This window comes from Rhodococcus sp. UYP9 (genome assembly GCF_040547235.1).
GTDB lineage: Bacteria > Actinomycetota > Actinomycetes > Mycobacteriales > Mycobacteriaceae > Rhodococcoides.
In genome coordinates this window covers 487,475-510,948 of sequence record NZ_JBEPPH010000001.1, presented here as the reverse complement: position 1 = coordinate 510,948, position 23,474 = coordinate 487,475, and the positions used below count along the sequence as shown (strand labels likewise).

The 23,474-nt window shown below is 63.3% G+C and carries 20 protein-coding genes; 16 read left to right on the top strand and 4 right to left on the bottom strand.

The annotated features are described in order from the left end of the window. Positions 1–169: 169 nt before the first annotated feature. From ABIB36_RS02430 to ABIB36_RS02420, 3 genes are all read left to right on the top strand, one after another. Complete coding sequence (locus tag ABIB36_RS02430; RefSeq protein WP_354559024.1) at positions 170–2,170, top strand: IniB N-terminal domain-containing protein; 2,001 nt, start codon at positions 170–172, stop codon at positions 2,168–2,170. A gap of 105 nt (positions 2,171–2,275) precedes the next feature. Then, positions 2,276–4,087: a dynamin family protein gene (locus ABIB36_RS02425; RefSeq protein WP_354559023.1), complete on the top strand. Its 1,812-nt coding sequence runs from the start codon at positions 2,276–2,278 to the stop codon at positions 4,085–4,087. After that, the gene (locus ABIB36_RS02420) at positions 4,084–5,541 is read left to right on the top strand and encodes a dynamin family protein (RefSeq protein ID WP_354559022.1); all 1,458 of its coding nucleotides are present in this window, start codon (positions 4,084–4,086) and stop codon (positions 5,539–5,541) included. Before ABIB36_RS02425 ends, ABIB36_RS02420 begins: the two co-directional genes overlap by 4 nt. An 8-nt stretch (positions 5,542–5,549) precedes the next feature. Here ABIB36_RS02420 and treS read toward each other — a convergent pair whose 3' ends face one another. Continuing rightward, the gene (treS, locus tag ABIB36_RS02415; RefSeq protein WP_084347202.1) at positions 5,550–7,730 is read right to left on the bottom strand and encodes a maltose alpha-D-glucosyltransferase; all 2,181 of its coding nucleotides are present in this window, start codon (positions 7,728–7,730) and stop codon (positions 5,550–5,552) included. 278 nt (positions 7,731–8,008) lie between these two features. Between treS and ABIB36_RS02410 the strand changes: the two genes are divergently transcribed. The 6 genes from ABIB36_RS02410 (at position 8,009) to ABIB36_RS02385 (ending at position 13,627) form a co-directional block, all read left to right on the top strand. After that, a complete protein-coding gene (locus ABIB36_RS02410; protein WP_084347203.1) occupies positions 8,009–8,506 on the top strand; it encodes a Pro-kumamolisin, activation domain family protein in 498 nt (165 codons plus the stop codon). Between the two features lie 230 nt (positions 8,507–8,736). Continuing rightward, positions 8,737–10,578, top strand: a complete 1,842-nt coding sequence (dnaK, locus tag ABIB36_RS02405) for a molecular chaperone DnaK (RefSeq protein ID WP_354559021.1) — start codon at positions 8,737–8,739, stop codon at positions 10,576–10,578. Beyond that, complete coding sequence (gene grpE / locus ABIB36_RS02400) at positions 10,575–11,207, top strand: nucleotide exchange factor GrpE (RefSeq protein WP_084347205.1); 633 nt, start codon at positions 10,575–10,577, stop codon at positions 11,205–11,207. Before dnaK ends, grpE begins: the two co-directional genes overlap by 4 nt. Before the next feature lie 31 nt (positions 11,208–11,238). After that, positions 11,239–12,429 carry a molecular chaperone DnaJ gene (gene dnaJ / locus ABIB36_RS02395; protein WP_084347206.1) on the top strand — a complete coding sequence of 397 codons (1,191 nt, stop codon included), beginning with the start codon at positions 11,239–11,241 and terminating at the stop codon, positions 12,427–12,429. After that, the gene (locus tag ABIB36_RS02390) at positions 12,429–12,809 is read left to right on the top strand and encodes a heat shock protein transcriptional repressor HspR (RefSeq protein ID WP_179142319.1); all 381 of its coding nucleotides are present in this window, start codon (positions 12,429–12,431) and stop codon (positions 12,807–12,809) included. The genes dnaJ and ABIB36_RS02390 overlap by 1 nt, the downstream gene beginning before the upstream one ends. Before the next feature lie 71 nt (positions 12,810–12,880). Further along, positions 12,881–13,627: an FAD-binding oxidoreductase gene (locus ABIB36_RS02385; RefSeq protein ID WP_084347208.1), complete on the top strand. Its 747-nt coding sequence runs from the start codon at positions 12,881–12,883 to the stop codon at positions 13,625–13,627. Between the two features lie 4 nt (positions 13,628–13,631). Here the strand turns inward: ABIB36_RS02385 and ABIB36_RS02380 are convergent, their stop codons facing one another. Further along, positions 13,632–14,366 carry a crotonase/enoyl-CoA hydratase family protein gene (locus ABIB36_RS02380; protein WP_256895657.1) on the bottom strand — a complete coding sequence of 245 codons (735 nt, stop codon included), beginning with the start codon at positions 14,364–14,366 and terminating at the stop codon, positions 13,632–13,634. Between the two features lie 158 nt (positions 14,367–14,524). On the opposite strand from ABIB36_RS02380, the gene ABIB36_RS02375 reads away from it, so the two are divergent. The 3 genes from ABIB36_RS02375 (at position 14,525) to ABIB36_RS02365 (ending at position 17,699) form a co-directional block, all read left to right on the top strand. Beyond that, positions 14,525–16,159, top strand: a complete 1,635-nt coding sequence (locus tag ABIB36_RS02375) for an acyl-CoA synthetase (protein WP_084347210.1) — start codon at positions 14,525–14,527, stop codon at positions 16,157–16,159. Between the two features lie 6 nt (positions 16,160–16,165). Continuing rightward, positions 16,166–17,281 carry an NAD(P)H-dependent flavin oxidoreductase gene (locus ABIB36_RS02370; protein ID WP_354559020.1) on the top strand — a complete coding sequence of 372 codons (1,116 nt, stop codon included), beginning with the start codon at positions 16,166–16,168 and terminating at the stop codon, positions 17,279–17,281. A 178-nt stretch (positions 17,282–17,459) separates the two neighbouring features. After that, entirely contained in the window at positions 17,460–17,699 is a 240-nt protein-coding gene (locus ABIB36_RS02365) for a hypothetical protein (RefSeq protein ID WP_084347212.1), read from the top strand. Positions 17,700–17,795: 96 nt separating this feature from the next. On the opposite strand, the gene ABIB36_RS02360 is transcribed toward ABIB36_RS02365, so the two are convergent. Beyond that, positions 17,796–18,887: an acyl-CoA dehydrogenase family protein gene (locus tag ABIB36_RS02360; RefSeq protein ID WP_354559019.1), complete on the bottom strand. Its 1,092-nt coding sequence runs from the start codon at positions 18,885–18,887 to the stop codon at positions 17,796–17,798. A gap of 19 nt (positions 18,888–18,906) precedes the next feature. Further along, a complete protein-coding gene (locus tag ABIB36_RS02355; RefSeq protein WP_084347214.1) occupies positions 18,907–20,085 on the bottom strand; it encodes an acyl-CoA dehydrogenase family protein in 1,179 nt (392 codons plus the stop codon). 227 nt (positions 20,086–20,312) lie between these two features. Between ABIB36_RS02355 and ABIB36_RS02350 the strand changes: the two genes are divergently transcribed. The 4 genes from ABIB36_RS02350 to ABIB36_RS02335 all read left to right on the top strand — a co-directional run bounded on the left by ABIB36_RS02350 (position 20,313) and on the right by ABIB36_RS02335 (position 23,473). Further along, positions 20,313–20,501 (top strand): ferredoxin, encoded by a 189-nt coding sequence (locus ABIB36_RS02350; RefSeq protein WP_084347215.1) that lies wholly within the window; start codon positions 20,313–20,315, stop codon positions 20,499–20,501. A gap of 42 nt (positions 20,502–20,543) precedes the next feature. After that, on the top strand, positions 20,544–21,473 hold the full coding sequence (locus ABIB36_RS02345; protein WP_084347216.1) for a 3-oxoacyl-ACP reductase: 930 nt from the start codon (positions 20,544–20,546) through the stop codon (positions 21,471–21,473). Between the two features lie 370 nt (positions 21,474–21,843). Then, entirely contained in the window at positions 21,844–22,608 is a 765-nt protein-coding gene (locus ABIB36_RS02340) for an MlaE family ABC transporter permease (protein ID WP_084347217.1), read from the top strand. A 43-nt stretch (positions 22,609–22,651) separates the two neighbouring features. Then, a complete protein-coding gene (locus ABIB36_RS02335; RefSeq protein WP_256895658.1) occupies positions 22,652–23,473 on the top strand; it encodes an MlaE family ABC transporter permease in 822 nt (273 codons plus the stop codon). The last annotated feature ends 1 nt before the right edge of the window (position 23,474 follow it).

The following is a 23,474-nucleotide window of genomic DNA, read 5'->3' as shown; positions in this document are numbered from 1 at the left end:
TGAAACGGTTTTGGCGGGGAAATCCCCTAACAGCTCCGAATCCCCTAACGGCTCACCCCTGGGCCTGCTGGTCCGACTAGGGGGATCGGCCCCGTTCTGCCGGGGATCGGCGGCACATAGCTTTGTGATCAACCACGAAAGACCGAGCAAAAGAATGGAGCCACTTCACATGGCCACCAACGCAGTACTCGACTTCATCCTCAGCCTGCTTCGCGACGACAAGGCAGCTGCCGCATACTGCGCCAACCCGGATATCGCGCTGGCCACGGCAGGGTTGGGCGATGTGTGCCACGCCGACATCGTCGCGGTTGCCCCCCTGGTAGCCGAGTCAGGGCTGTTCGCAGGAGCAAGCTCGCAGCTCTCGGCCATCCTCGGTGCGGGCGCATCGGGAGGCATCGAAGGCGGCCTGGCCGGTGGTGGCGCAATCGGCGGCGGTATCGGCGGTGGACTATCGACCGGCCTTGGACTGACAGCCGGTGCCGTCGCAGGCGGAGGGCTTGCAGGTGGCGGACTCATCGGAGGCGACATCGGTGGTGGTGTAGGTGGCAGCGTGGGCGGAGAGGTCGATCTGGCCGGTGACATCGCGGTCCAGATCGGTGCCTCGCTCAGTGCAGCTCTCGCCGCAGGCGGACACATCGGAGCCGACCTCGGCGCAGCATTCGGCGCCGCACTCGAAGTTGCCATCGGCGCAGGTGGATCGATCGACCTCGGTGGCGCGGCAGATATCGGCGGCGCCCTGACCGGACTCATCGGTGGCGGAATCGAGCTCGGCGGCGAGATCACCGGAGCGTTCGACGCAGCGCTCGATGCCGCATTCGGTGCAGTCGGCAGCATCGATCTCGACGTCCTTGCCGGTGTGGACGGTGCCCTGAGCGCTGCACTCGGCACAGTGTTCGGCGTCGGCGGAACCATCGGAGCCGATCTCGGCGCTGCGCTCGGTGACGTCTTCGGCGCCGTGATCGGTGAGGCCGCACTCGATCTCTCCGGCGATCTCGGTGTGGCATTGAGCGCCGGCCTCGGACTCGGAAGCGACATCGCGGTCGGCCTGGGCTCGGCACTCGACGCGGCGTTCAGTGCAGGCGGGGGAATCGGCGTCGAACTAGGCGGAGCTCTGGAGGGTGTCCTCGCCGTCGACGGTGACCTCGGCGGCACCCTGGGCGCAGTGCTCGGTGCCGTACTGGACGCCGGCGCATTGGCAGACCTCGATCTCACCGCAATCGCGAACGCCGACATCGGTGTCCTCGTCGGCGGCGCCCTCGGTACTGCCCTCGATCTGGACATCAGCGTCGTCGGCAGCCTGACCGCTGCGCTGAACACTGCGATCGACGCTTCGGGCGAGGCAAGTGTTGCGACCACACTCGAAGGTGTTCTCGGCGGTGCATTCAGCGTGGGCGGCGAGGCGGGGGCAGGCCTCGGAGCGGCCTTCGACGCTGTTCTCGACACGAGCGGTGCACTGGATCTGAGCGCAGTCCTCGGTGGCGGTACCGAACTCGAAGCAACCCTCGACGGTGCTCTCGGATCAGCTCTCGGCGCCGCAGGGGGCGTCGCAGGATCCGGCGATCTCGACCTCAGTGGTCTTACCGGTGCAGGCGTCACCGGTGGAATCGACAGCAGCATCGACGCCGTCGGCGAAGCAGGCGCGGGGGTCTCCGGTGGATTGTCCGGGCTTGCCGGGCTGGGCGGCGGCCTTGCCGGTGGGCTCGGCAGCGCGGGCAGTGAGCTGGGTGGCTCGCTGACCGGTGCGCTCGACGGCGCAGCAGCGGGTGCAGTGGACATCGGCGGCGGCGTAGCCGGAACCATCGACGCCGGCGCATCCGCTGGTGCCGACGCGGCTGTCTCCACGGGCGCAGAGGTAGCAGGCGCACTCGGTGGTGGGCTCGGTTCGGTTGTGGATCTGTCCGCCGATCTATCCGGTGCCGCTGCCGGTGGAAGCGACATGGTCGGTGCAGTCACCGGCGACATCACGAGCGGCGCGTCCGGATCGTTCGATTCGACTTCGGCCTTCGATTCGAGCGCCTGGTCCGGTGTGGATTCGAGCATCTTCGGACAAGCACAGTCCGACGCGGGTCTGCACTCGGACGCCGGTCTGCACGGAGACTTCGACAGCTCGGCACAGTCGGTCGCCGACCTGTCGACCGGTGATCACCACACCGATCTGCTCGACCCGTAACCATGCGGTTGTAGGTGGCCCCGGGCGGTTCGGTTCGCCCGGGGCGGCTCTGTCGATAGAGTTCACCCGAACGCTCGAGAAGGAACGTGTATCGGAAAGAAGGCTATGGACGGGCAATCGAAGCAGCTGGCCGATTTGCTCGATCGCACTGCGGAAGTGGCGCAGCGCGTCGGTCGGTCCGATCTCGTGTCGAGGGTGGAACTCGCGAAGGAGCGAGTGCTCGATCCCAGAAGGCGCATCGTCGTCGTCGGGCCTCTGAAACAGGGAAAAAGCCAATTCGTCAACTCGTTGCTCAACCTCGACGTCTGTTCGGTCGGTGACGACGAAACGACCGCCATCCCCACCGTCGTGCAGAACTCCGAACGTCCGTATGCAGAACTGGTGCTTGCCGATCCGGGCAACGAGGCCGTTCGGGTCGAAGTACCGCTCGAAGAACTACAGACCATCACCCCCGCGGATCCTCGAGCGCAATCCCGCGAGGTCCTTCGACTCGAGGTCAACGTACCGAGTCCGCTACTGGCCGACGGGCTCGTGCTCGTCGATACTCCCGGCGTGGGTGGCCATGGAAACCCGCATGCGGCAGGCACACTCGGGTTGATACCGTCCGCAGACGCGGTACTGGTCGTCTCCGATGCCAGTCGCGAGCTCACCGAGCCCGAAGTGTCTTTTCTCCGACAGGTTCTCGGCCTCTGCCCTTCGGTGGCCTTGTTGGTCACCAAGACCGATCTCTATCCGCACTGGCGGCAGATCGTCGACGCCAACCTCGCTCACCTGGCGCGTGAAGGCCTCGATGTGCCGATCATCGCGCTGTCCTCCTTGCTGCGATCACACGCACTTCGGCTCAGTGACGAAGAGTTGAACAGCGAGTCGGGATTTCCCGAGCTCTACACCTTCCTCCGCGAGAACGTCCTCTCGCGCGCCGATGCGACGACGCGAGCTGCCGTCTCGCTCGACATCAGGTCGGTCACCGAGCATCTCGCGCTGGCAATGGGGAGCGAGCTTGCGGCACTACGTGATCCGCAGCGAGCCGAGGCAGCTGTTGCCGGACTGCAACGGGCGAAAGCGGCGGCCGAGGAGCTGCACAAGAAGACCTCGCAGTGGCAGCACACCCTCTCCGACGGCATCGCCGACCTCGCCGCGGATATCGACCACGACCTGCGTGATCGACTGCGTCGAGTGACACGCGAGGCGGAGGAGACAGTGGACGGCGGGGACCCGAGTTCGGACTGGCTCGAGCTCGGGGACTGGCTCGAAGAGCAGATCGCGGCATCGGTGGGTGACAACTTCGTGTGGGCACACGACCGTGCGCTGTGGTTGTCCGAGCTCGTCGCGGAGCACTTCGCGGCCGCCGGTGCGGTCGCGCTGCCCGATCTCGATCTCGGCGATCTCGACGACATTCTCGAACCCGTTGCCTCGCTTGCCGATCTGGAGACGGGGAAGACCGGGATCACTCAGAAAGTCCTCGTCGGAATGCGTGGATCGTATGGAGGGGTGCTGATGTTCGGGCTCATCACCACCTTCGTCGGGCTCAGTCTCCTCAATCCGATTTCCATCGGTGCCGGCGTGCTGCTGGGCACCAAGGCTTACAAGGAAGACAAAGAAAATCAGGTCCGGGCTCGTCGTTCGGAAGCCAAGATCGCGATTCGCCGCTTCACCGATGACGTCAGCTTTCAGGTCGGTAAGGAATCGAAGGATCGTTTGCGTCTGATTCAGCGGGTGCTACGCGATCACTTCACCTCCATCGCCGAGCAGACGCTGCGATCGCTCAACGATTCGCTGCGCGCAGCGCAGGAAGCAGCAACAGTCGAAACAGCCGAAAGATCGACGAGGATAGGGCATTTGGACCGGGAGATGAAGGTCGTCGCGGAGCTCAACGAGCGTGCTTCCGCTCTAGTGCCGAACGGCCGGGCACAGTGACACCGCTCGCCGATGCCCGTGAGCTGATCTCCGCCGCACGCGCTGCCTATTCGATCGACACCTACGCCGCTGCCTCACTGACCCAGGTACTGGATCGGCTGGGTCAGCCGCTGCGCGTCGCGCTCGCCGGGTCGCTCAAGGCAGGTAAGTCGACACTGCTCAATTCTCTTGTCGGGCAGGACATAGCGCCGACCGACGCCACCGAGTGCACCAAGGTCGTCACCTGGTATCGCAACGGGGCCAGTCCGAACGTCACAGCCTGGTACGACGGAGACAAGTCCACACACGTGCCGGTGCAGCGCCGCGACGGACGCTTGGCGTTCGACCTCGGCGACCTGACCGCGTCCGATGTCGATCGTCTCGAAGTCGAGTGGCCTGCGCGCGCCCTGACACACAGCACCATCATCGATACGCCTGGCACCTCCTCTCTCTCCCGAGACGTCTCGGCTCGCACCCTGTCGATGCTGGCGCCGGGGAACTCTTCTTCCGGGGCCGACGCAGTCGTATATCTGATGCGAACACTCAACGCTACCGACGTGAGCTTTCTCAGCCAGATCGGTGCTCATGTCGGCGGTGAGTCGGGACCGCTCGGTGTGATCGGAGTTCTCTCACGTGCGGACGAAGTCGGGGCAGGCCGGATGGACGCGATGATGTCCGCGCACGAGGTCGCGGCCCGGTTCGCTGCGGAGTTGGAATCGACAGGACTGTGCCAGGCCGTCGTACCCGTTGCGGGGTTGCTCGCGCTGGCCGCTGGAACATTGCGGCAATCGGAGTTCGCGGCCTTCGAAACCCTGGCAGGTGTGCCCGACGAAGATCTGGCGTTGGCGATGCTGTCGGCCGACAGGTTCTCCCGACCCGGGCTGCTGCCGGTCGATGCGGATCTGCGGGCGTCGATCGTCGATCGCTTCGGCATGTTCGGAATCAGGATGGCGATCACTCTGATCAAACTCGGCGTCCGTGATTCGCCGACATTGGCAGCGGAATTGGTCGAACGTAGCGGGTTGAGCGAACTACGATCGGTGATCGACGTGCAGTTCGGTCAACGCGCGGACCAGCTGAAACTACATTCGGCACTCGTTGCGCTGCAGCGCATTCTAGAATCTCGGCCGATTGCACAGTCCGCAGTCTTTCGAGCCGAAGCGGGCCGGATGCTGGCCGACGTGCATGGCTTTCAAGAACTACGGCTGCTCGGACGGCTACGATCCACCGTCCCGAAACTGCCCGACGGCGATCTCGCGGAACTGCAGCGGATCATCGGCGGATACGGCATCGACACCGCCGTCCGACTTGGCTTGGATCCGGACTCCGGACCGGCCGAGCGCCGCGACAGGGCGCTCGACGCGATCTCGAAGTGGCGCAGACTTTCCGAGCATCCACTGCTCGATCAGTTCACCTCGCGCGCCTGCGCTATTGCGGCGCGCAGCGCGGAAGGTGTTGTCGCCGTGACGCGTTGATCCGTGCTTCAGCGCAGAATGACCGGCACCCCCTGGTATGGGGCGAGGGTCATCGGGAAGCTGTTGAGCTCGTCGACTACGCCGAGTTCCGAGTCCTCGAACATGTCGAAGACGCCCGCGCCGGGAGTCAGGAACTTGGACTGGATGGTGGCCGCTACCTCGTCCGAGGAGAAGTTGATGACCGTTGCCTGAATGGTGCCCTGACCCAGTTCGTGCACCATCACCAACAGGCCCTTGTGCGAGACGGTCGGTACATCGAGTTGCTGCGCGGTGGCGATGCCGAACCTGTTGCGAATCTCGATGATTCGTCCGAGCTGGCTGGCGAACGAGTTCGGATCCTTCAGCTGTGCAGGCAATGCACCATAGAGGCTGCGGCCACGGGGTATGCCCGATTCCGAGCGGACCGCGTCGGGGAAACTGTCCATCAGATCGTGGGCGCCACGGTTGATCCAGCGGGTGTCGCCTTCGCGAATCAACTCGGCTACGTCCTCGGCGTCGATAGGGAGCACACCGAGCAGGTCCCAGCCCGACAACGCGAACACGCCCGGCTGCAGGGCGTTGAACATCGCGAGCATCAGATGAACGGTTCTGACGGTGTCGATATCGGACTCGTCCATCCGATCGAGATCGCGGATACCGAGTGAAGCGGTGATGACACTGGCTGTGGTGCAGGCGATTCCGTTGGTGGTGAAGGTTCGGTTGTACGGTGCCCAACGTCCGGTGAGTCGATCGGTGAGATCGGACCGAATCAGATCGCCGAGATCCGAACCCTTCACGACGTCGCCGCAGTAGTGGAACTCGTCCTCCGCGTGCAGTGTTGCGAAGTGGATGAGCTCGAAGGTCAGCTCATCGTGGTTCTGTAGGGCGTGCACCAGCGAGGCCGGGTCGACGCCGTGGTCACGGCACAGTGTCATGGTGAGCCGGAGGAATTCGGTATTCCCCATGACGAGCGCGTGATGGTAGGCGGGCCGGTTGATGAAGTCGTACGACAGGTCGGCGCCGTTCTCGCTCATGGCCTTGATGTCGTCGATCGTCAGATTCAACTCCTGGAAGGTGAATCCGCCCATCTTGCGCACCACACTGGCGATCAGATGATTCGCAGCCTCCGACAGGGGGTGCCCCTCCGACCAGCCAGGGCCTTCCGCGCGGCGCTCGACACCGAGGAAGCCATTGGCGTCCAAGCGCAGCGCACCGGCGCCGAGGTCGGCAATGGAGTGGCATGCGTCGCCGATCACCAGGCGCATCCCGGCGAACGACGGGTCGAGCCAGTTGATCGACGGCTGCCCGGCCTTGAAGTAGTGCAGGTACACCCAGCGACGCTCGATACCGTCGATGCCGACGACGGGAGCTGTTGCGCTCCAGTTGGTTTCCTTCACTCCGAGCTCGTAGAAGATGACGCGTTGGAGCTGGCCGATGATGTAGCCGGCGCGCGCGAGATTGGCTTCGGCTTCGGCGTCGATGTTCTGCGAGTCGGCACCGGCACGGACACGCGGTAGTAGATGCCAGTCCTCCGGCTCGATCTCCACCATGTGGTAGATCCCCGGGTAGTCGGCGACCGCCATTTCGGCGAGGCGGAAATCCGCTCCCTTGCCGGTGTGCCCCGGGACGATGTCGTCGATGACGATGCCGTCGTATGCGGCGGCGACGACGCACAGGCGACGAAACTCTTCCTCCGAGCCGAACGCGGGATCGATCTGCATCCCGATGCGATCGAAGTGACCGTCTACCGAAGGCGTCGGCTTCCAACCGTGGATACCGCCGGCGACCTTGACCGGTCCGGTGTGGACGGCGGTGATGCCGATATCGGAGAAGGCCTGCCAGAGCTCTTCGCTGCCCAGGGTGTGTAGAAAGCTGGTCTGCGGAGCGTTGATCACCGAGATCGGGTAGGCGGTGAACCAGACGGGCGCGCGCTCGACGGCCCCCCGTGGGTTGGGGTCGGCATAGGGGTTCTGCCACATACTGCCTTTGCCGGAGAGCTGTTCGGCGATGAGTTTGGCGTCCCGCAGCATCGACTGCTCGGTCAGCCATTCGACGTATTCGCCATTGGCGGCGGACGGATCGCTGTCCTGGGAGGAGTTGCCGATCCGGTTGGCCCGACGGACGGAGGGGCGAAGCGGTCGAGGTCTGGCCGGGTAGAACTTCTCGTCGTAGGTGATCTCGCTTGGTTCGTGCTGCACTTCGGGATCCATGTGCCTCCGTAGCCTCGCTTTTCCTCAAACCCTACGTAGGGAACGGAAGGTCCGCAGTCTGGTACATCCCCGGTCGGGGCGCAGGCGAAACCCGGTGCCCAGTGTTCGGCCCGAGAATTACATCGATGTTGTTCCAAGACAACGTGATCGACCGGTAAGCAAAGCGTCACTCAATCGAGACCGCCTGGTATGGAATGTCTGGTTCGCATAGGTAATAGTCAATCTGGCAACAACAACATCAACTGCAACACCAACCTCATCTGTAACAGGAGATCCTCATGCGTCACATCGCCCGCGCCACCGTCCTGGCCTCGACAGCCGCTCTTGCCGCCGCCATGGGTGCGGTCGTCCTGGCGCCCATCGCCTCCGCGGAGCCCGAAGCACCCGCAAGCCCCTTCGGTTCCTCGGTCGCCGAATCACCCGACCTCGTCGTCACGATCGGAACGGCATGCGTGGCGAAAGACGGCAAGAAGCCGGAGGGGGAGAGGGTCGGCGCGCTGGAGATCTCGGTCGAGAACGTCGGCAAGGGTGCCGCATCCGCGGTGTCCGTCAACTATGCGGTGCTGCCCGATGTCAACGGTGCCGCCACCGTCGAGAAGATCGATCCGGGTAAGACGGAAAAGGTGATCGTGCCGAGTGGGGCAACCGAGTGGGTCTCGCGCCCGGGCGGCGTGGCGGTGTTCTCACCGCAGCTCGACGCCAACTACACGAACAACGTCGCTGTCGGCCTGCTCACTGTCGATTGCGCACCGGAGCCCGCCGACACCGAGGAGTAGTAGCGGAAGGTTTCACCTCGATCCTGCGCCGTGACGGCACTGCCGTCACGGCGCATCCGTGTGAGTGGGACTGCCCCGGGAACAAATCCCGTGAATCCTCCGTTAACCCTTTCGACAGCCTTGAGTGGATGAGGCTCAACTCCAGCTTGACGAATCAAAAGATGTCTTGCAGACTTGAGTGCAGTTCACTCAGCTAGGCATTTTCCACAGCAACAACAGGAGGAAACATTATGGCTCGTGCGGTCGGTATCGACCTCGGGACCACCAACTCGGTTGTGTCCGTCCTAGAGGGCGGCGAGCCGGTTGTGGTCGCCAACGCCGAGGGATCACGCACCACACCGTCGGTCGTCGCCTTCGCCAAGAATGGTGAAGTGCTCGTCGGCCAGCCCGCGAAGAACCAGGCGGTCACCAACGTCGACCGCACGATTCGTTCCGTGAAGCGTCACATCGGCACGGACTGGAACGTGGAGATCGACGGTAAGAAGTACACGCCACAGGAGATCAGCGCGCGCACGCTGCAGAAGCTGAAGCGCGACGCCGAGGCCTACCTGGGCGAGGAAATCACCGACGCGGTCATCACCGTGCCCGCTTACTTCGAGGACGCGCAGCGTCAGGCAACCAAGGAAGCCGGCCAGATCGCCGGCCTCAACGTCCTGCGCATCGTCAACGAGCCCACCGCGGCTGCACTCGCATACGGCCTGGACAAGGGCGACAGCGAGCAGACCATTCTGGTGTTCGACCTCGGTGGCGGCACGTTCGACGTCTCCCTGCTCGATATCGGCGACGGTGTCGTCGAGGTCCGTGCAACCTCGGGCGACAACCACCTCGGTGGCGACGACTGGGACGAGCGGATCGTCACCTGGCTCGTCGACAAGTTCAAGGCTCAGAACGGCATCGATCTGACCAAGGACAAGATGGCCCTGCAGCGTCTGCGTGAAGCTGCAGAGAAGGCGAAGATCGAACTGTCCTCCGGGCAGAGCACGTCGATCAACCTTCCGTACATCACGGTCGACGCGGACAAGAACCCGTTGTTCCTCGACGAGCAGCTCAGCCGCTCGGAGTTCCAGAAGATCACCTCCGACCTGCTCGATCGCACTCGTGCGCCGTTCCAGGCAGTGGTCAAGGACTCCGGCATCGCCGTCAAGGACATCGACCACGTCGTACTCGTCGGTGGTTCGACGCGTATGCCTGCGGTCTCCGAGCTGGTCAAGGAACTCTCCGGTGGACGCGAGCCCAACAAGGGCGTCAACCCGGACGAGGTCGTGGCCGTCGGTGCTGCATTGCAGGCGGGCGTGCTCAAGGGTGAGGTCAAGGACGTTCTGCTCCTCGACGTCACACCGCTGTCCCTCGGCATCGAGACCAAGGGTGGCGTGATGACCAAGCTCATCGAGCGCAACACCACCATCCCGACCAAGAGGTCCGAGACCTTCACCACCGCTGACGACAATCAGCCTTCGGTGCAGATCCAGGTCTTCCAGGGTGAGCGCGAGATCGCTTCGCACAACAAGCTCCTCGGCTCCTTCGAGCTGACGGATCTGCCACCTGCTCCTCGCGGAGTGCCCCAGATCGAGGTCACGTTCGACATCGATGCCAACGGCATCGTGCACGTCACGGCCAAGGACAAGGGCACCGGCAAGGAAAATACGATCAAGATCCAGGACGGCTCCGGCTTGTCCAAGGAAGAGATCGACCGCATGGTCGCCGACGCGGAAGCTCACGCAGACGAGGACAAGGCTCGTCGCGAAGAGGCCGAGGTCCGCAACCAGGCCGAGTCCCTCGTCCACCAGACGGAGAAGTTCGTCAAGGACAACGAGGACAAGGTCGACGCCGAGCTCAAGGGCCGTGTCGAGTCGGCAATCGAAGAGGCCAAATCGGCTCTCGCCGGTAGCGACATCTCGGCGGTCAAGTCCGCCGTGGAGAAGCTGTCCACCGAGTCGCAGGCACTCGGCACCGCCATCTACGAGGCTCAGGCCAACGAGCAGGGCGGCGCAGAGGGCGGGGCTCAGGCTGCTGACGACGGTGTCGTCGACGCCGAGGTCGTGGACGAGCCCGTCGACACGGACAAGAAGTGACGTCCGGAAACACCGAGCAGGAACCGGTTACTTTCGTGGACAAGCGAAAGATCGATCCCGAAACCGGTGAAGTTCGGGAAGGTGACGCAGTTCCGGAGCCCCTCGTGGGCACCGGGGCTGCGCCCCAGCCCGACTCGGTGGACGAAGGGGATGTCGAGGCAGAGGTGGTGGAAGATGTGCGCGATACAAAGATCGCGGAACTGACTGCCGATCTGCAGCGGGTGTCGGCAGAGTATGCCAACTACCGTCGTCGGACCGACCGCGAGAAGCAGACGGGAGCGGAGAACGCGAAAGCGTCTGTCGTCTCTCAGCTACTCCCGGTCCTCGACGATCTCGAGCGAGCTCGACAGCACGGAGACCTCGAGACGGGTCCACTGAAGGCGCTCTCGGACAAGCTCGCCAGTGTGTTCGACAACATCGGACTAGCCGCGTTCGGCGCCATCGGTGACACGTTCGATCCGTCGGTTCACGAAGCCGTCTCCCATGAGGGTGACGGTAACGAACCAGTGATCGGAACGCTGATGCGTCCTGGTTACAAGCTCGGAGATCGTGTCCTACGGACTGCGATGGTCGGTGTGGTCGATGATGCATCACAAGATTCGGGAGCCGATGCTCCCGAGGGGCAGTAAACAAAAATAGCGCGAGAGGAGGAAACGCCCGGTGAGCCAGCGGGAGTGGATCGAGAAGGACTTCTACAAGGAACTGGGCGTTTCCTCCAACGCGTCCACAGACGAGATAAACAAGGCGTACCGGAAGCTGGCCAAGGACAACCATCCTGATGCCAATCCCGGAAACGCCGAGGCCGAGCGCCGATTCAAGGCGGTCAGCGAGGCCAAGTCGGTTCTCATCGATCCGGCGAAACGTAAGGAGTACGACGAGGCACGTCGACTCTTCGCGTCCGGTGGATTCGGTCAGGGCGGAGGCGGCTTCAGCCCCAGTTCGGGCGGATTCGGTGGAGGCGGCGGCGGAGGCCAGACCTTCGACGTCGGCGACATCTTCGGTCAGGCCGGTGGTGGCGGCGACGGCGGAATCGGCGACATCTTCGGTGGACTGTTCAACCGCGGTGGGACGCAGCAGCGCCCCGCGGGCAACCGTCCACGACGGGGCAGCGACGTCGAGACCGAGACCACTCTCGGTTTCCGTGAAGCCACCCAAGGCGTCACCGTTCCGCTGCGACTCACCAGCCCGTCCTCGTGCACCACGTGTCACGGCAGCGGTGCGAAACCAGGAACCAGCCCGCGCGTGTGCCCCAGGTGCAACGGCGCAGGCGTGGTCAACCGCAACCAAGGCGCGTTCGGGTTCAGTGAGCCGTGCGACGACTGCCGCGGAACCGGTTCGATCATCGACGATCCGTGCCAGGACTGCCGCGGTACCGGAGTGCAGAATCGCACGCGCACCATCACCGTGCGTGTCCCGCCCGGAGTGTCCGACGGCCAGAAGATCAGATTGGCAGGCCAGGGTGAGGCCGGACTGCGCGGGGCGCCGTCGGGCGATCTGTACGTCACCGTCCGAGTTCGGCCCGACAAGGTTTTCGGCCGCAACGGCGACGATCTCACCGTGACGGTGCCGGTCAGTTACGGCGAACTGGTCCTCGGAGCCACGTTGTCGATCCCGACCCTCGACGGCCGAGTCGGCGTCAAAGTTCCACCGGGCACCGTCGACGGACGTGTGCTGCGTGTTCGTGGACGAGGAGTTCCCAAGAAGACGGGCACTGCAGGTGACCTGATGGTCACCGTCAAGGTCGCGGTGCCGCAGAAACTCGACGATCCTGCCATCGAGGCACTGCACGCTTATCTGGAAGCCGAGAAGGCCAGCGGATTCGACCCGCGGGCCGGGTGGGCAGGTGCGTAGTGACCGGTCACGCTGACCCCGATGCACAGGTGTTCGTCATCTCGGTCGCAGCCCAACTCGCAGGAATGCACGCGCAAACCCTGCGTACGTACGACCGCTTGGGGTTGGTGACGCCGCACCGCACTACCGGTGGGGGACGGCGTTACTCCCCGCGCGATGTGGCACTGCTGCGCGAAGTGCAGCGGCTCTCGCAGAACGAGGGCGTGAACCTGGCAGGCATCAAGCGGATCATCGAGCTGACCAATCAGGTCGAGGCTTTGCAGGCACGTGTCACCGAACTCGCCCACGAGTTGGCGAACGTGCACGCGAGCTACCGACGCGATCTCGTTCCCGTACAACGCAGTGCATTGGTCGTCTGGAAACCGCGACACCAACGCTGAGCATCCTTGTCGAAGACCGGAAGCCATCGGCTGATCGCGCACAGGCGGTGAGACCGCTTATCCTTGACGCCATGCAGACGTGGAACGCAAAAGTGGTCCAGTACAACCGACTACGCAACGACTTGGCTGTCGTCCGCCTCGTCGGGGACGCCGTTCCATTTCGAGCCGGACAGTCGATCGAGGTCGTGGTGCCGCAGAACGCAACACTGTCTCGACGGTATTCCTCGGCGCTTCCGCCGTCGGCGGACGGCAAACTCGAATTTCATGTTCGAGCAGTCCCGGCGGGCTGGGTCAGCGGGTCGATCGTCAACGAGACCCGCCCGGGTGACGTGTGGCAACTCCGCAATCCGGGCGGCAACTTTCACATCGACAACTCCGGTCGAGATGTCGTCATGATCGCCGGAGGAACCGGGCTGGCGCCGATGCGTTCGCTCATCCTGGACCTGACGCGTCGACCGTCGCCACCGCGAGTGACGTTGTACTTCGGTGGTCGATCGCCCAGCGATCTGTATGCCGCGGATCTGTTGTGGATCCTTGCGTCCGAACTGCCCTGGCTGAAAGTCGTGCCGGTGGTGGATCAATTGGCGGACCCATGGGCGCCGGACAGGTGGCACGAGGCCATCAATGCACACGTAGCGGACCCTGACGCGAAGTTCGGGGCGAAGCACTGCTGGGAAGGCAGTCTCGCCGACGTCATCGCCGTTCAGGAGCCCTTCGACCGTCATCAGGTGCTGGTGTGTGGTTCACCGGGCATGGAAGCTGCGACGCTGTCGGCGCTGGTCGACAATGGCACGCCGATGGAGGCGGTCCAGCGCTGAAGCGCTACCGCCCCTCGAACACCGGGGCCCGCTTCTCGGCGAATGCCCGGGGCCCTTCCTTGGCATCGTGGCTCTTGAATACCGCTACTCCGAGTTCGGCGTCGATCTTGAACGCCTCTTCCTCGTGGAGTCCCTCGGTGTCTCGAATGGTCTTGAGTATCGCCTGCACGGCGAGCGGGCCGTTCGCGGCGATGAGTTCGGCGAGTTCGAGGGCCTTCTCCAGCGCCTGGCCGTCGGGGACCACGTGGCCGATCAGCCCGATCTCCTTGGCTTCGGCAGCGCGAATATGCCTGCCGGTCAACAGAATGTCGGCCGCGATCGTGTACGGGATCTGCCGGACGAGCCGCACTGCGGATCCGCCGAGTGGAAAGAGCCCCCATTTTGCTTCGGAGACACCGAACTTGGCGCTTTCGCCTGCGACGCGAATATCGGTGCCCTGAAGAATCTCGGTACCGCCGGCAATAGCGGGGCCCTCGACCGCTGCGATGAGCGGCTTGGTCAGCCTGCGGCCTTTCAGCAGGGCCTCGATCTTCGACAGGTCCCACCCGCCGCCGCTGAAACTGTCACCTGGGTGAGTGCTGGTCATTGCTTTGAGGTCGGCGCCTGCGCAGAATGCGCCGCCGGCGCCGGTCAGGATGGCGACCCGAATATCGGGGTCGGCATCGACGCGATCCCAGGCGTCGCGCATGATGGCCATCATCTCGCCGCTCAGTGCATTGCGCGCTTCGGGTCGGTTCATCGTCACGATGAGGACTTGGCCGCGCTTCTCCACGAGTGCGTGCGGTGATTCCGTTCCGACTTCCGGCGCGCTCGACGTCACTGTGGCTACCTCATTCTTGTGATCTAGGTCTCAGATTGGCTATTGCCAGAAACGATAACACGTTCTACTTTTAACGCGTGGCCCTAAATATCGCAGACCTTGTCGAGCATGCAATCGACCTTGTTCCCGACCGAATTGCCCTGGTGTCGGGAGACCGAGAGATCACCTACGCGCAGATGGAAGACAGAACCAACCGGCTAGCGCACTACCTGCAGAAACAAGGCGTCAAGCCGGGCGACAAGGTCGGCGTGTACAGCCGCAATGGCATCGAAGCGATCGAGTCGATGGTCGCTGTCTTCAAGATTCGCGCAGTCGTGGTCAACGTGAACTACCGCTACATCGAGAACGAGTTGCAGTACATCTTCGAGAATTCGGACATGGTCGCACTCGTCCACGAAGCTCGCTACTCCGACAAGGTCGCTGCTGTCCTACCGACGTGTCCCCTGCTGAAGACGATCGTCGTGATCGACGGCGACGAGGGTCAGGTCTCCTACGAAGACGCGTTGGAGAGTTCTTCCCCCGAACGTGACTTCGAGGAACGCACAAAAGACGACATCTACATGCTCTACACCGGTGGGACCACCGGCAGTCCCAAGGGCGTCATGTGGACGCACGAGGATATCTGGCGTGTGCTCGGCGGTGGTATCAACTTCATGACCGGCGAGTACGTCGAAGACGAGTGGGACATGGCCAAATTGGGTGCCGAGAATCCGCCGATGACGAGAATGCCGATTCCACCGATGATCCACGGCGGGGCACAGTGGGCCACGTTCCAGAGCCTCTTCGGTGGTGGAAAGACTGTGCTGCACCCTGATTTCGAGGGCCATGCCATGTGGCAACAGGTCGACAAGTACGGGGTCAACCTCATTTTCATCACCGGCGATGCGATGGCACGACCGATGCTCGACGCGCTCATCGAGGGCGGCCCGGATGGCAAGCCCTACGACTTGTCTTCGCTTTTCCTGATAGCCAGCAGCGCAGCATTGTTCTCACCCAGCATCAAGGAGCAGCTCCTCGAACTACTCCCCAACCGCATGATCACCGACTCGATCGGATCTTCCGAGACCGGCTTCGGCGGACTGTCCGTCGTCGCCAAGGGCGCTGAACACACCGGTGGACCGCGGGTGAAGATCGACGCGTCGACGATCGTGCTCGGTGAAGACGGCCGTCCCGTCGAGGCAGGCTCGGGAGTCAAGGGACTACTGGCGCGGAGCGGGCACATCCCGGTCGGGTACTACAAGGACGAGGTCAAGACGGCCGAGACGTTCAAGGAGATCAACGGCGTCCGCTACTCGATTCCCGGCGACTACGCCAGGGTCGAAGCCGACGGCAGCGTCACGATGCTCGGTCGCGGCTCGGTCTCGATCAATACCGGTGGTGAAAAAGTGTTCCCCGAAGAGGTCGAAGGTGCGCTCAAATCGCACCCCGACGTGTTCGACGCCATCGTCGTCGGCGTACCGGACGAGCGGCTCGGCCACAAGGTTGCTGCCGTCGTACAGGCCCGAGGCACACATCGTCCTACACTCGCAGACCTCGATACCGCAGCACGCAAAGAGATTGCAGGATACAAGATTCCGCGTGCGGTGTGGTTCGTCGACGAGATCAAGCGTTCGCCGGCCGGCAAGCCCGACTACCGGTGGGCAGTGAGTCAGACCGAACAGCGCCCGGCCGACGAGACCTCCGTGTCGCGTCTCGCCAGCGCAGAGAGCTAGGCAATCATGCACACCGATCTGTCGGAGAAGTTCGGAATAGAATTTCCGATCTTCGGCTTCACTCCGTCCGAACATGTCGCTGCGGCGATCAGCCGAGCCGGCGGACTCGGTGTGCTCGGCTGCGTGCGGTTCAACGACGCCGAAGAGCTCGACGCGGTGCTGACCTGGATGGATGAGAACACCGACGGTAAGCCGTACGGTGTCGACATCGTCATGCCGGCGAAGATCCCCACCGAAGGTGCTTCGGTGGACTTGAACGAATTGATTCCGGCCGAGCATCGAGCGTTCATCGATCGGACGCTCGACCAGCTCGGTGTGCCGCCGCTCGACGACGATGCGGCACGTAACGAAGGCGTGCTCGGCTGGCTGCATTCGGTGGCCCGCTCGCACGTCGACGTCGCGCTGAAACACCCGATCAAGTTGATCGCCAATGCGCTGGGCTCGCCGCCGAACGACGTGATCGTGCAGGCACACGAACACGGCGTACCGGTCGCAGCGCTGGCAGGTACGGCGGAACACGCGCGAAGACACATCGAGAACGGTGTCGATATCGTCATCGCTCAGGGGTATGAAGCTGGGGGTCATACCGGTGAGATCGCTTCGATGGTGCTGCTACCCGAGGTCGTCGAGGCGTTGGGCGACTCGGGCGCAGTACTCGCAGCAGGCGGAATCGGCAGTGGACGGCAGGTAGCGGCCGCGTTGGCGCTCGGAGCCCAAGGTGTCTGGATGGGATCGATGTGGCTGACAGCGGCCGAGTACCGCCTCGGTGCACGTGTGGAGGGCAAGCCGTCGGCGATGCAGGAAGCGTTGTTGACGGCGACGTCGAGCGACACGGTTCGAACTCGCATCTACTCGGGTAAACCCGCGCGCTTGCTCAAGACGAAGTGGACCGAGGCGTGGAACAGCGCCGAGGCCCCGGAGCCGCTACCGATGCCGTTGCAGAACATCTTGGTCAGTGAAGCGCACCAACGAATCAACAACGCCGACAACCCCGACGTGGTGGCCATGCCGGTGGGACAGATCGTGGGCAGGATGAACGAGATTCGGGCGGTCGCGGACATCATCGCCGATTTGGTGGGCGGGTTCGAGGAAGCAGTCAGCAGGCTCGACAAGATTCGCTAGATGATTCGGCGGGCTCGCACGATCACGGGCGAGTCCGCCGAGTTATCTTGCGGGGGAGTGTGTGTCGAGGCAGATAAGTACCGTTGCGGCCGGGTGGGGGCGCTCGAGGCAAGCAACAGGTTCCGAGCCCACTAGGGTTGAGTCACACACGAATGAACGAACCGAATGGAGACTCGTAGTGGCTTCCGCGATCGCAGCAGGCGACCTGGTCCAGGCGAACGGGCACGCCGGCCCGTGGAAAGTGCTCGAGATTCGACAGGGTCTCGCACTTTTGGAACATCACGGCGGCCATCGACTCTCGGTGCGAACCACCACACTGTCGGTGGTCCGTAAGGGTTCTCCCGGGGGAGAGTCGCAGCCCGCGGGCTCCACGGCGGCCGTGGTCGACGAGGAGCCGTCACCTACTCTTTTCGACTGACTGATCGTTGGAGAGGCTGCCCGAAAATCACTGCGGGGCAGGCATTCTCGGTGTCGCCCGACCTGGCGATTACCAGGTCGGGCGAATAAGCCCGAATCAGGCAGGCACGTCGGCGAGAGCGGAACCTAGACGTCGTAGCTGAGCGGTGGCATGTCCGTAGGCGAACTCCGCACGCTTGGCGACGAGGAAGTATCGGTGCACCGGGTGATCGCGATCGAGCCCGACTCCACCGTGAATGTGCACCAGCGTGTGCGCGACGCGGTGGCCTGCGTCCGCTGCCCAGAACTTCGCGACCGCAACATCTTCGTCACCGTTGTTGCCGGCGGAGAGGCTCCACGCTGCCTTCCAGAGCGTCAACCGGGCACCCTTGACGTCGATGTACCCGTCGGCCAACCGCTGTGCGACGGCCTGGAAGCTGCCGATCGGCTTACCGAACTGAACCCGTTCACGGGCGTACTCGGCGGTGAGCCGAAGCGATTCCTCCAGGACCCCGACCTGGTATGCGCAGGTTCCGAGCGTGACGCGTGCCAGAACCCAGCGCGTGACGTCCGGATCTGCGAGCAACCGTGTCGAGTCGACCTGCACCGAGTTCAATTCGAGAACTCCGATGCTGCGGTTGTCGACGCCCTGCTGGGGTAGGACCGTGACGCCGGCGTCGTCCGCGCGAACGAGGAACGCGCCTGCGGCCGTCGTGACGAGGAAGCCGTCGGCAACGGGTGCACTGTCGACGCCGATCTTGGAGCCGGTCAAAGTCCAGCCGGTGTCGGTGCGGTCTGCTCGGGTCGACGGGTCGAGCGGCTCGCCGTGTTCTTCATCGATTGCCAACGTCAGGATCGAGCTGCCGGCAATGGCTGGGGCTGCCCACTCGGTCCGCTGCTCGTCCGAGCCGAACCGAGCGATCGCCGCGGCGACTGTCGTACTTGCCACGAACGGGACGGCGGCAAGGCCTCTGCCGAGTTCGATGGCGATCGACGAAGCTTCCAGTTCGCCGTAACCGTCGCCGCCGATGGACTCGGGCGCGGTAGCCGACAGAAGTCCGCCGGAGGTCAGCGCGTCCCAAAGGGCGCGGTCGATGGTGTCCGGGTTGGAATCCAGCTGTCGCTGAACGTCGTTCGTGCTGTATTTGGTAACGATGTCATGGGTGAGCCCGGCGAGATCGCGCTGAGCCTCGGTGGTGGTGAAGTCCATTTCATTCTCTCCCGAAAAGTCAGCGTGCAGATGCGGGCAGGCCGAGCGCGGTCATGCCGATGATGTCGCGTTGCACCTCGTTGGTGCCGCCGCCGAAGGTGAGGATCAACGAAGAGCGATGCAGCCGTTCGAGTCGACCCTGTAGTTGGGCGCCAGGCGAGCCGCGCCGGAACGTGGCGGATGGTCCGAGGATTTCCATCATCGTGCGGTATGCCTCGGTTGCCAGTTCGGTGCCGTACACCTTGTTCGCCGACGCGTCGGCCGGGCCGGGGGTGGAGCTCGCGGCGGTGATTTCCCAGTTGAGCAGTTCGAGGTAGGACGCCTTCGCGTGGACCCGAGCGAGTGCAATCTGCACCCATTCCTGATCGATGATCCGAGTGCCGTCCGGCTTCTTGGTGTTCTGCGCCCACGCACGGACCTCACGGAGAGAAGCGACGAGGGGACCGGCGGAGGTGAGAGCGACACGCTCGTGGTTGAGCTGGTTGGTGATCAGCGACCAGCCGCGGTTCTCTTCGCCCACGAGTGCGGTCTTGGGTACTCGCACATCCTGGTAGTAGGTCGCGCTGGTGTCGGGGCCTGCCATCGTGTGCACCGGAGTGGTGGAGAAGCCTTCGGCGTCGGTGGGAACGATCAGCATGCTGATTCCGCGGTGTTTGCGAGCCTCGGGATCGGTACGGCACGCGAGCCACACGTAGTCGGCGTACTTGATGAGCGAGGTCCACATCTTCTGGCCGTTGATGACGTAGTCGTCGCCGTCGTGCACTGCAGTGGTGCGCAGCGCTGCCAGGTCGGTGCCTGCTTCCGGTTCGGAGTAGCCGATCGAGAAGTGCAGATCGCCTGCCGAAATACGCGGAAGGAAGTACGCCTTCTGCTCGGGGGTGCCGAATGCCATGAGGGTCGGCGCGACGCTGTTGATGGTCAGGAACGGAACCGGAGCCCCCGCAGTGGCGGCTTCGTCGGTGAAGATGAGCTGGTCCATGGCCGAACGTGCCTGGCCACCGAACTCGGTAGGCCAGCCGAGCGCGAGCCAACCGTCGGTACCCATCTGCTTGACTACATCGCGATAAACGGTGCCCTCACCGTATTCACCGGACGTCGAGCTCAGTGCCTCGCGGCGCTCGGGAGTGATCAGGGTGGCGAAGTAGGCGCGTAATTCGGCGCGCAACTCGGCCTGTTCCTCCGTGTACATGATCCGCATATCAGTGGTCCTCTCGTGCCCGGAATCTGCAACAAGTTCACAGTGAGTCGACGTCGGAATCCTTCCGCCACCCTCAGATAAGTCGAATCATTGCACACGGGGTGGAACAGGTTCTAGTCTTGAGGGATAAGCGGCCCGTCGGCTGGGTGCGCGGCCCTCAACCGGGGACCGACCGCGATGTACCGGCGCCGACGCGGCTTCATCACTAATGAAGGTGGGTATCGACAGTGCTCGAGGTTGATTTCGATCGGTGTGAAGCGAACGGCGTGTGTGTAGGCGTAGCACCCCAGGTGTTCGACCTTGACGACGACGACCAACTGGTGGTGTCCGATGCCGCAGACCTGCCCGAGAACAAGGCGGACGTGGACGAGGCGATAGCGGGTTGCCCGCGAGCCGCACTGCGGTGGAAGGGATAGCTTGCTTGCCACAAACATAGAACACGTTCTACAGTCCGGAACGTGAACGACGAAGAGGTACGACTCGACGGCAGAGTAGCGCTCGTAACCGGTGCTGCGTCCGGACTCGGCCGCGCGGAGGCCATCGGCCTCGCGCAGGCGGGTGCTGACATAGTGCTCGGCGACATCGCGTCGGGACCCGCCGCGGACGAGACGATCGCGGCGATCGAGGCGACTGGCCGTCGGGTGGTCTTCGTGCCGGGCGACGTCAGTGAACGTTCCACTGCCGACGCCATGTTCGCGGCCGCACAGGACAAGTTCGGCCGCGTCGACATCGTCGTCAACAATGCTGGAATCGTCCGAGACCGCATGCTGTTCAACATGTCCGACGACGACTGGGACGCTGTCGTTCGAGTTCATCTGCGCGGGCACTTTCTGCTCACGCGCAATGCAGGCGCTTACTGGCGAGCCGAATCGAAGAAGTCCGGTGCCCCGGTGTACGGCAGAATCGTCAACACCTCTTCCGAAGCAGGTCTGCTCGGGCCGGAAGGGCAGGCCAACTACGGCGCAGCCAAGGCAGGAATCACTGCGTTGACGCTGTCGGCATCGCGGGCGTTGTCACGGTACGGGGTTCGCGCCAATGCGATCTGCCCACGGGCCCGTACGACGATGACCGAGGCTGTCTTCGGTGACGCCCCCACCGACGGGGTCGATCCGTTGGCGCCGGAGCACGTATCGACGTTGGTGACCTACCTGTCCTCACCCGCCTCGGACGCCGTCAACGGCCAGGTCTTCATCGTCTACGGGCCGATGGTGGCTCTCATGGCTGCCCCCGTCGTCGAGCAGCGGTTCGATGCAACTTCGGGTGCGTGGACGCCGCTGTCTCTCGGGGCCGAGCTGAGTACGTACTTCGACGGACGTGATCCTTCCAAGACCTTCTCCGCCGGCGCGGCTCTCGATCTGGACGCGCCGGAGGTCACGGCCGGTCCGTAGCTTTTCGATTTCGGTCACATAACCGACCATGTCGGGTGAAGATGATGCGGGCACGTAGGTTCCGATGTGGCGGGTGTAAAACTAGAACTTGATCTAGTTTTACACCCGTTTCTACACGGTGAACCCTCCGCTCGCAGTGGCTGAGTGGCCTCCTCGGATGTAGCGACATTCGAGTATGCGAAACCAAAACTCTTTTCCTGCAATGTAAGTGAACAGAAGGGCCGTACGCGATGTGTACGACACTCACGCGTGATTCGAACCGCCCAACATCGAGATCGGTCGATTCTTTGACTACTGAACGTGTTCTAGTTAACATGAACTGGACGGCCATGACCTGGATCACAGTGCCGCATGTATCGAGGGAGGTTTCATGAACGACGTTCTACTCGTGCCCCTTCGTGCAGTAGGCGCCTTCTTCGACATGTCGTGGTACACCTTGCGTTCGGTGTTCCGCCGGCCGTTCCAGCGTCAAGAGTTCATCGACCAGGCGTGGTTCGTCGCCCGTGTGTCGATGGTCCCGACCGTTCTGGTTGCCGTGCCTTTCACCGTGTTGGTCAGCTTCACCATCAACATCCTTCTCCGTGAGATCGGTGCAGCCGACCTCAGTGGGGCGGGCGCTGCCCTGGGCGCTGTCACGCAGGTCGGACCGATCGTCACAGTGCTCATCGTCGCAGGGGCGGGCGCGACGGCCATCTGCGCCGACCTTGCCGCACGCACCATCCGTGAGGAGATCGACGCGATGCGGGTGCTCGGCATCAACCCGATCCACCGTCTCGTCGTCCCACGGGTACTCGCCTCGACGGTCGTTGCGTTACTGCTCAACGGCTTGGTATGCACCATCGGCATTATCGGTGGCTTCGTGTTCTCCGTATTTCTCCAGGGGGTCAACCCGGGATCTTTCGTCAACGGCATCACGCTGTTGACTGGGTTCGGCGAACTCATCACCTCGCAGGTCAAGGCTGGTTTGTTCGGGATGATCGCCGGCCTTGTCGCATGTTTTCTCGGGCTGAATGTACGTGGTGGAGCCAAAAGCGTGGGCGATGCAGTGAATCAGACCGTAGTCTTCGCATTCATGGCATTGTTCGTCGTCAATGTCGTGGTCACCGCCGTCGGTATCAAATTGACAGCCGGATGAGGGGGATCTAGAAATGGCCCTCGCTGCAGCCGGCCGTTTTACGATGGTGCGCAAGCGGATCAGTCGCACTTCAGGGGCGGTGGACCGCCTAGGAGAACAGGCGATCTTCTATCTTCGTGCGCTCGCATCGATTCCGCGCGCCGCGGTCAATTACAAGAAAGAGACCCTGCGACTCGTCGCCGAGATCAGTATGGGATCCGGCGCGCTCGCCGTCATCGGTGGAACGGTGGTCATCGTCGGATTTCTGACGCTGTTCGGCGGTGGGACCGTTGCCTTGCAAGGATTTACCTCACTGGGGAACATCGGTGTAGAAGCTCTCACCGGCTTCTTTGCCGCCTTCATCAACGTGCGGATTATCGCGCCGGTCATCGCGGGCATCGGTCTTGCGGCCACCATCGGAGCAGGTTCTACGGCGCAGCTGGGTGCTATGAGGGTATCCGAAGAGATCGACGCACTGGAGTCGATGGCAATTCCGTCGATACCGTATCTGGTCAGCACTCGTGTGCTCGCCGGCATGGTTGCCATCGTTCCGCTCTACTCGCTGGCGGTCATCGCCTCGTTCATCGCGAGTCGTTTCGCCACGGTGGTGCTCTTCGGGCAGTCCGCAGGCGTCTACGACCACTACTTCGACACATTCTTGATACCGACGGACATTCTGTGGTCCTTCGCCCAGGCCATAATCATGGCGCTCGCGGTAATGCTGATCCACACGTACCACGGCTTCACTGCCAGCGGTGGTCCGGTCGGCGTCGGCGTGGCGGTCGGAAACGCAGTGCGCTCGTCGCTCATAGCGGTCGTCACCGTTACTTTGTTGATCTCGCTGGCCATCTACGGCAGCTCCGGCAACTTCAACCTGTCGGGATAAC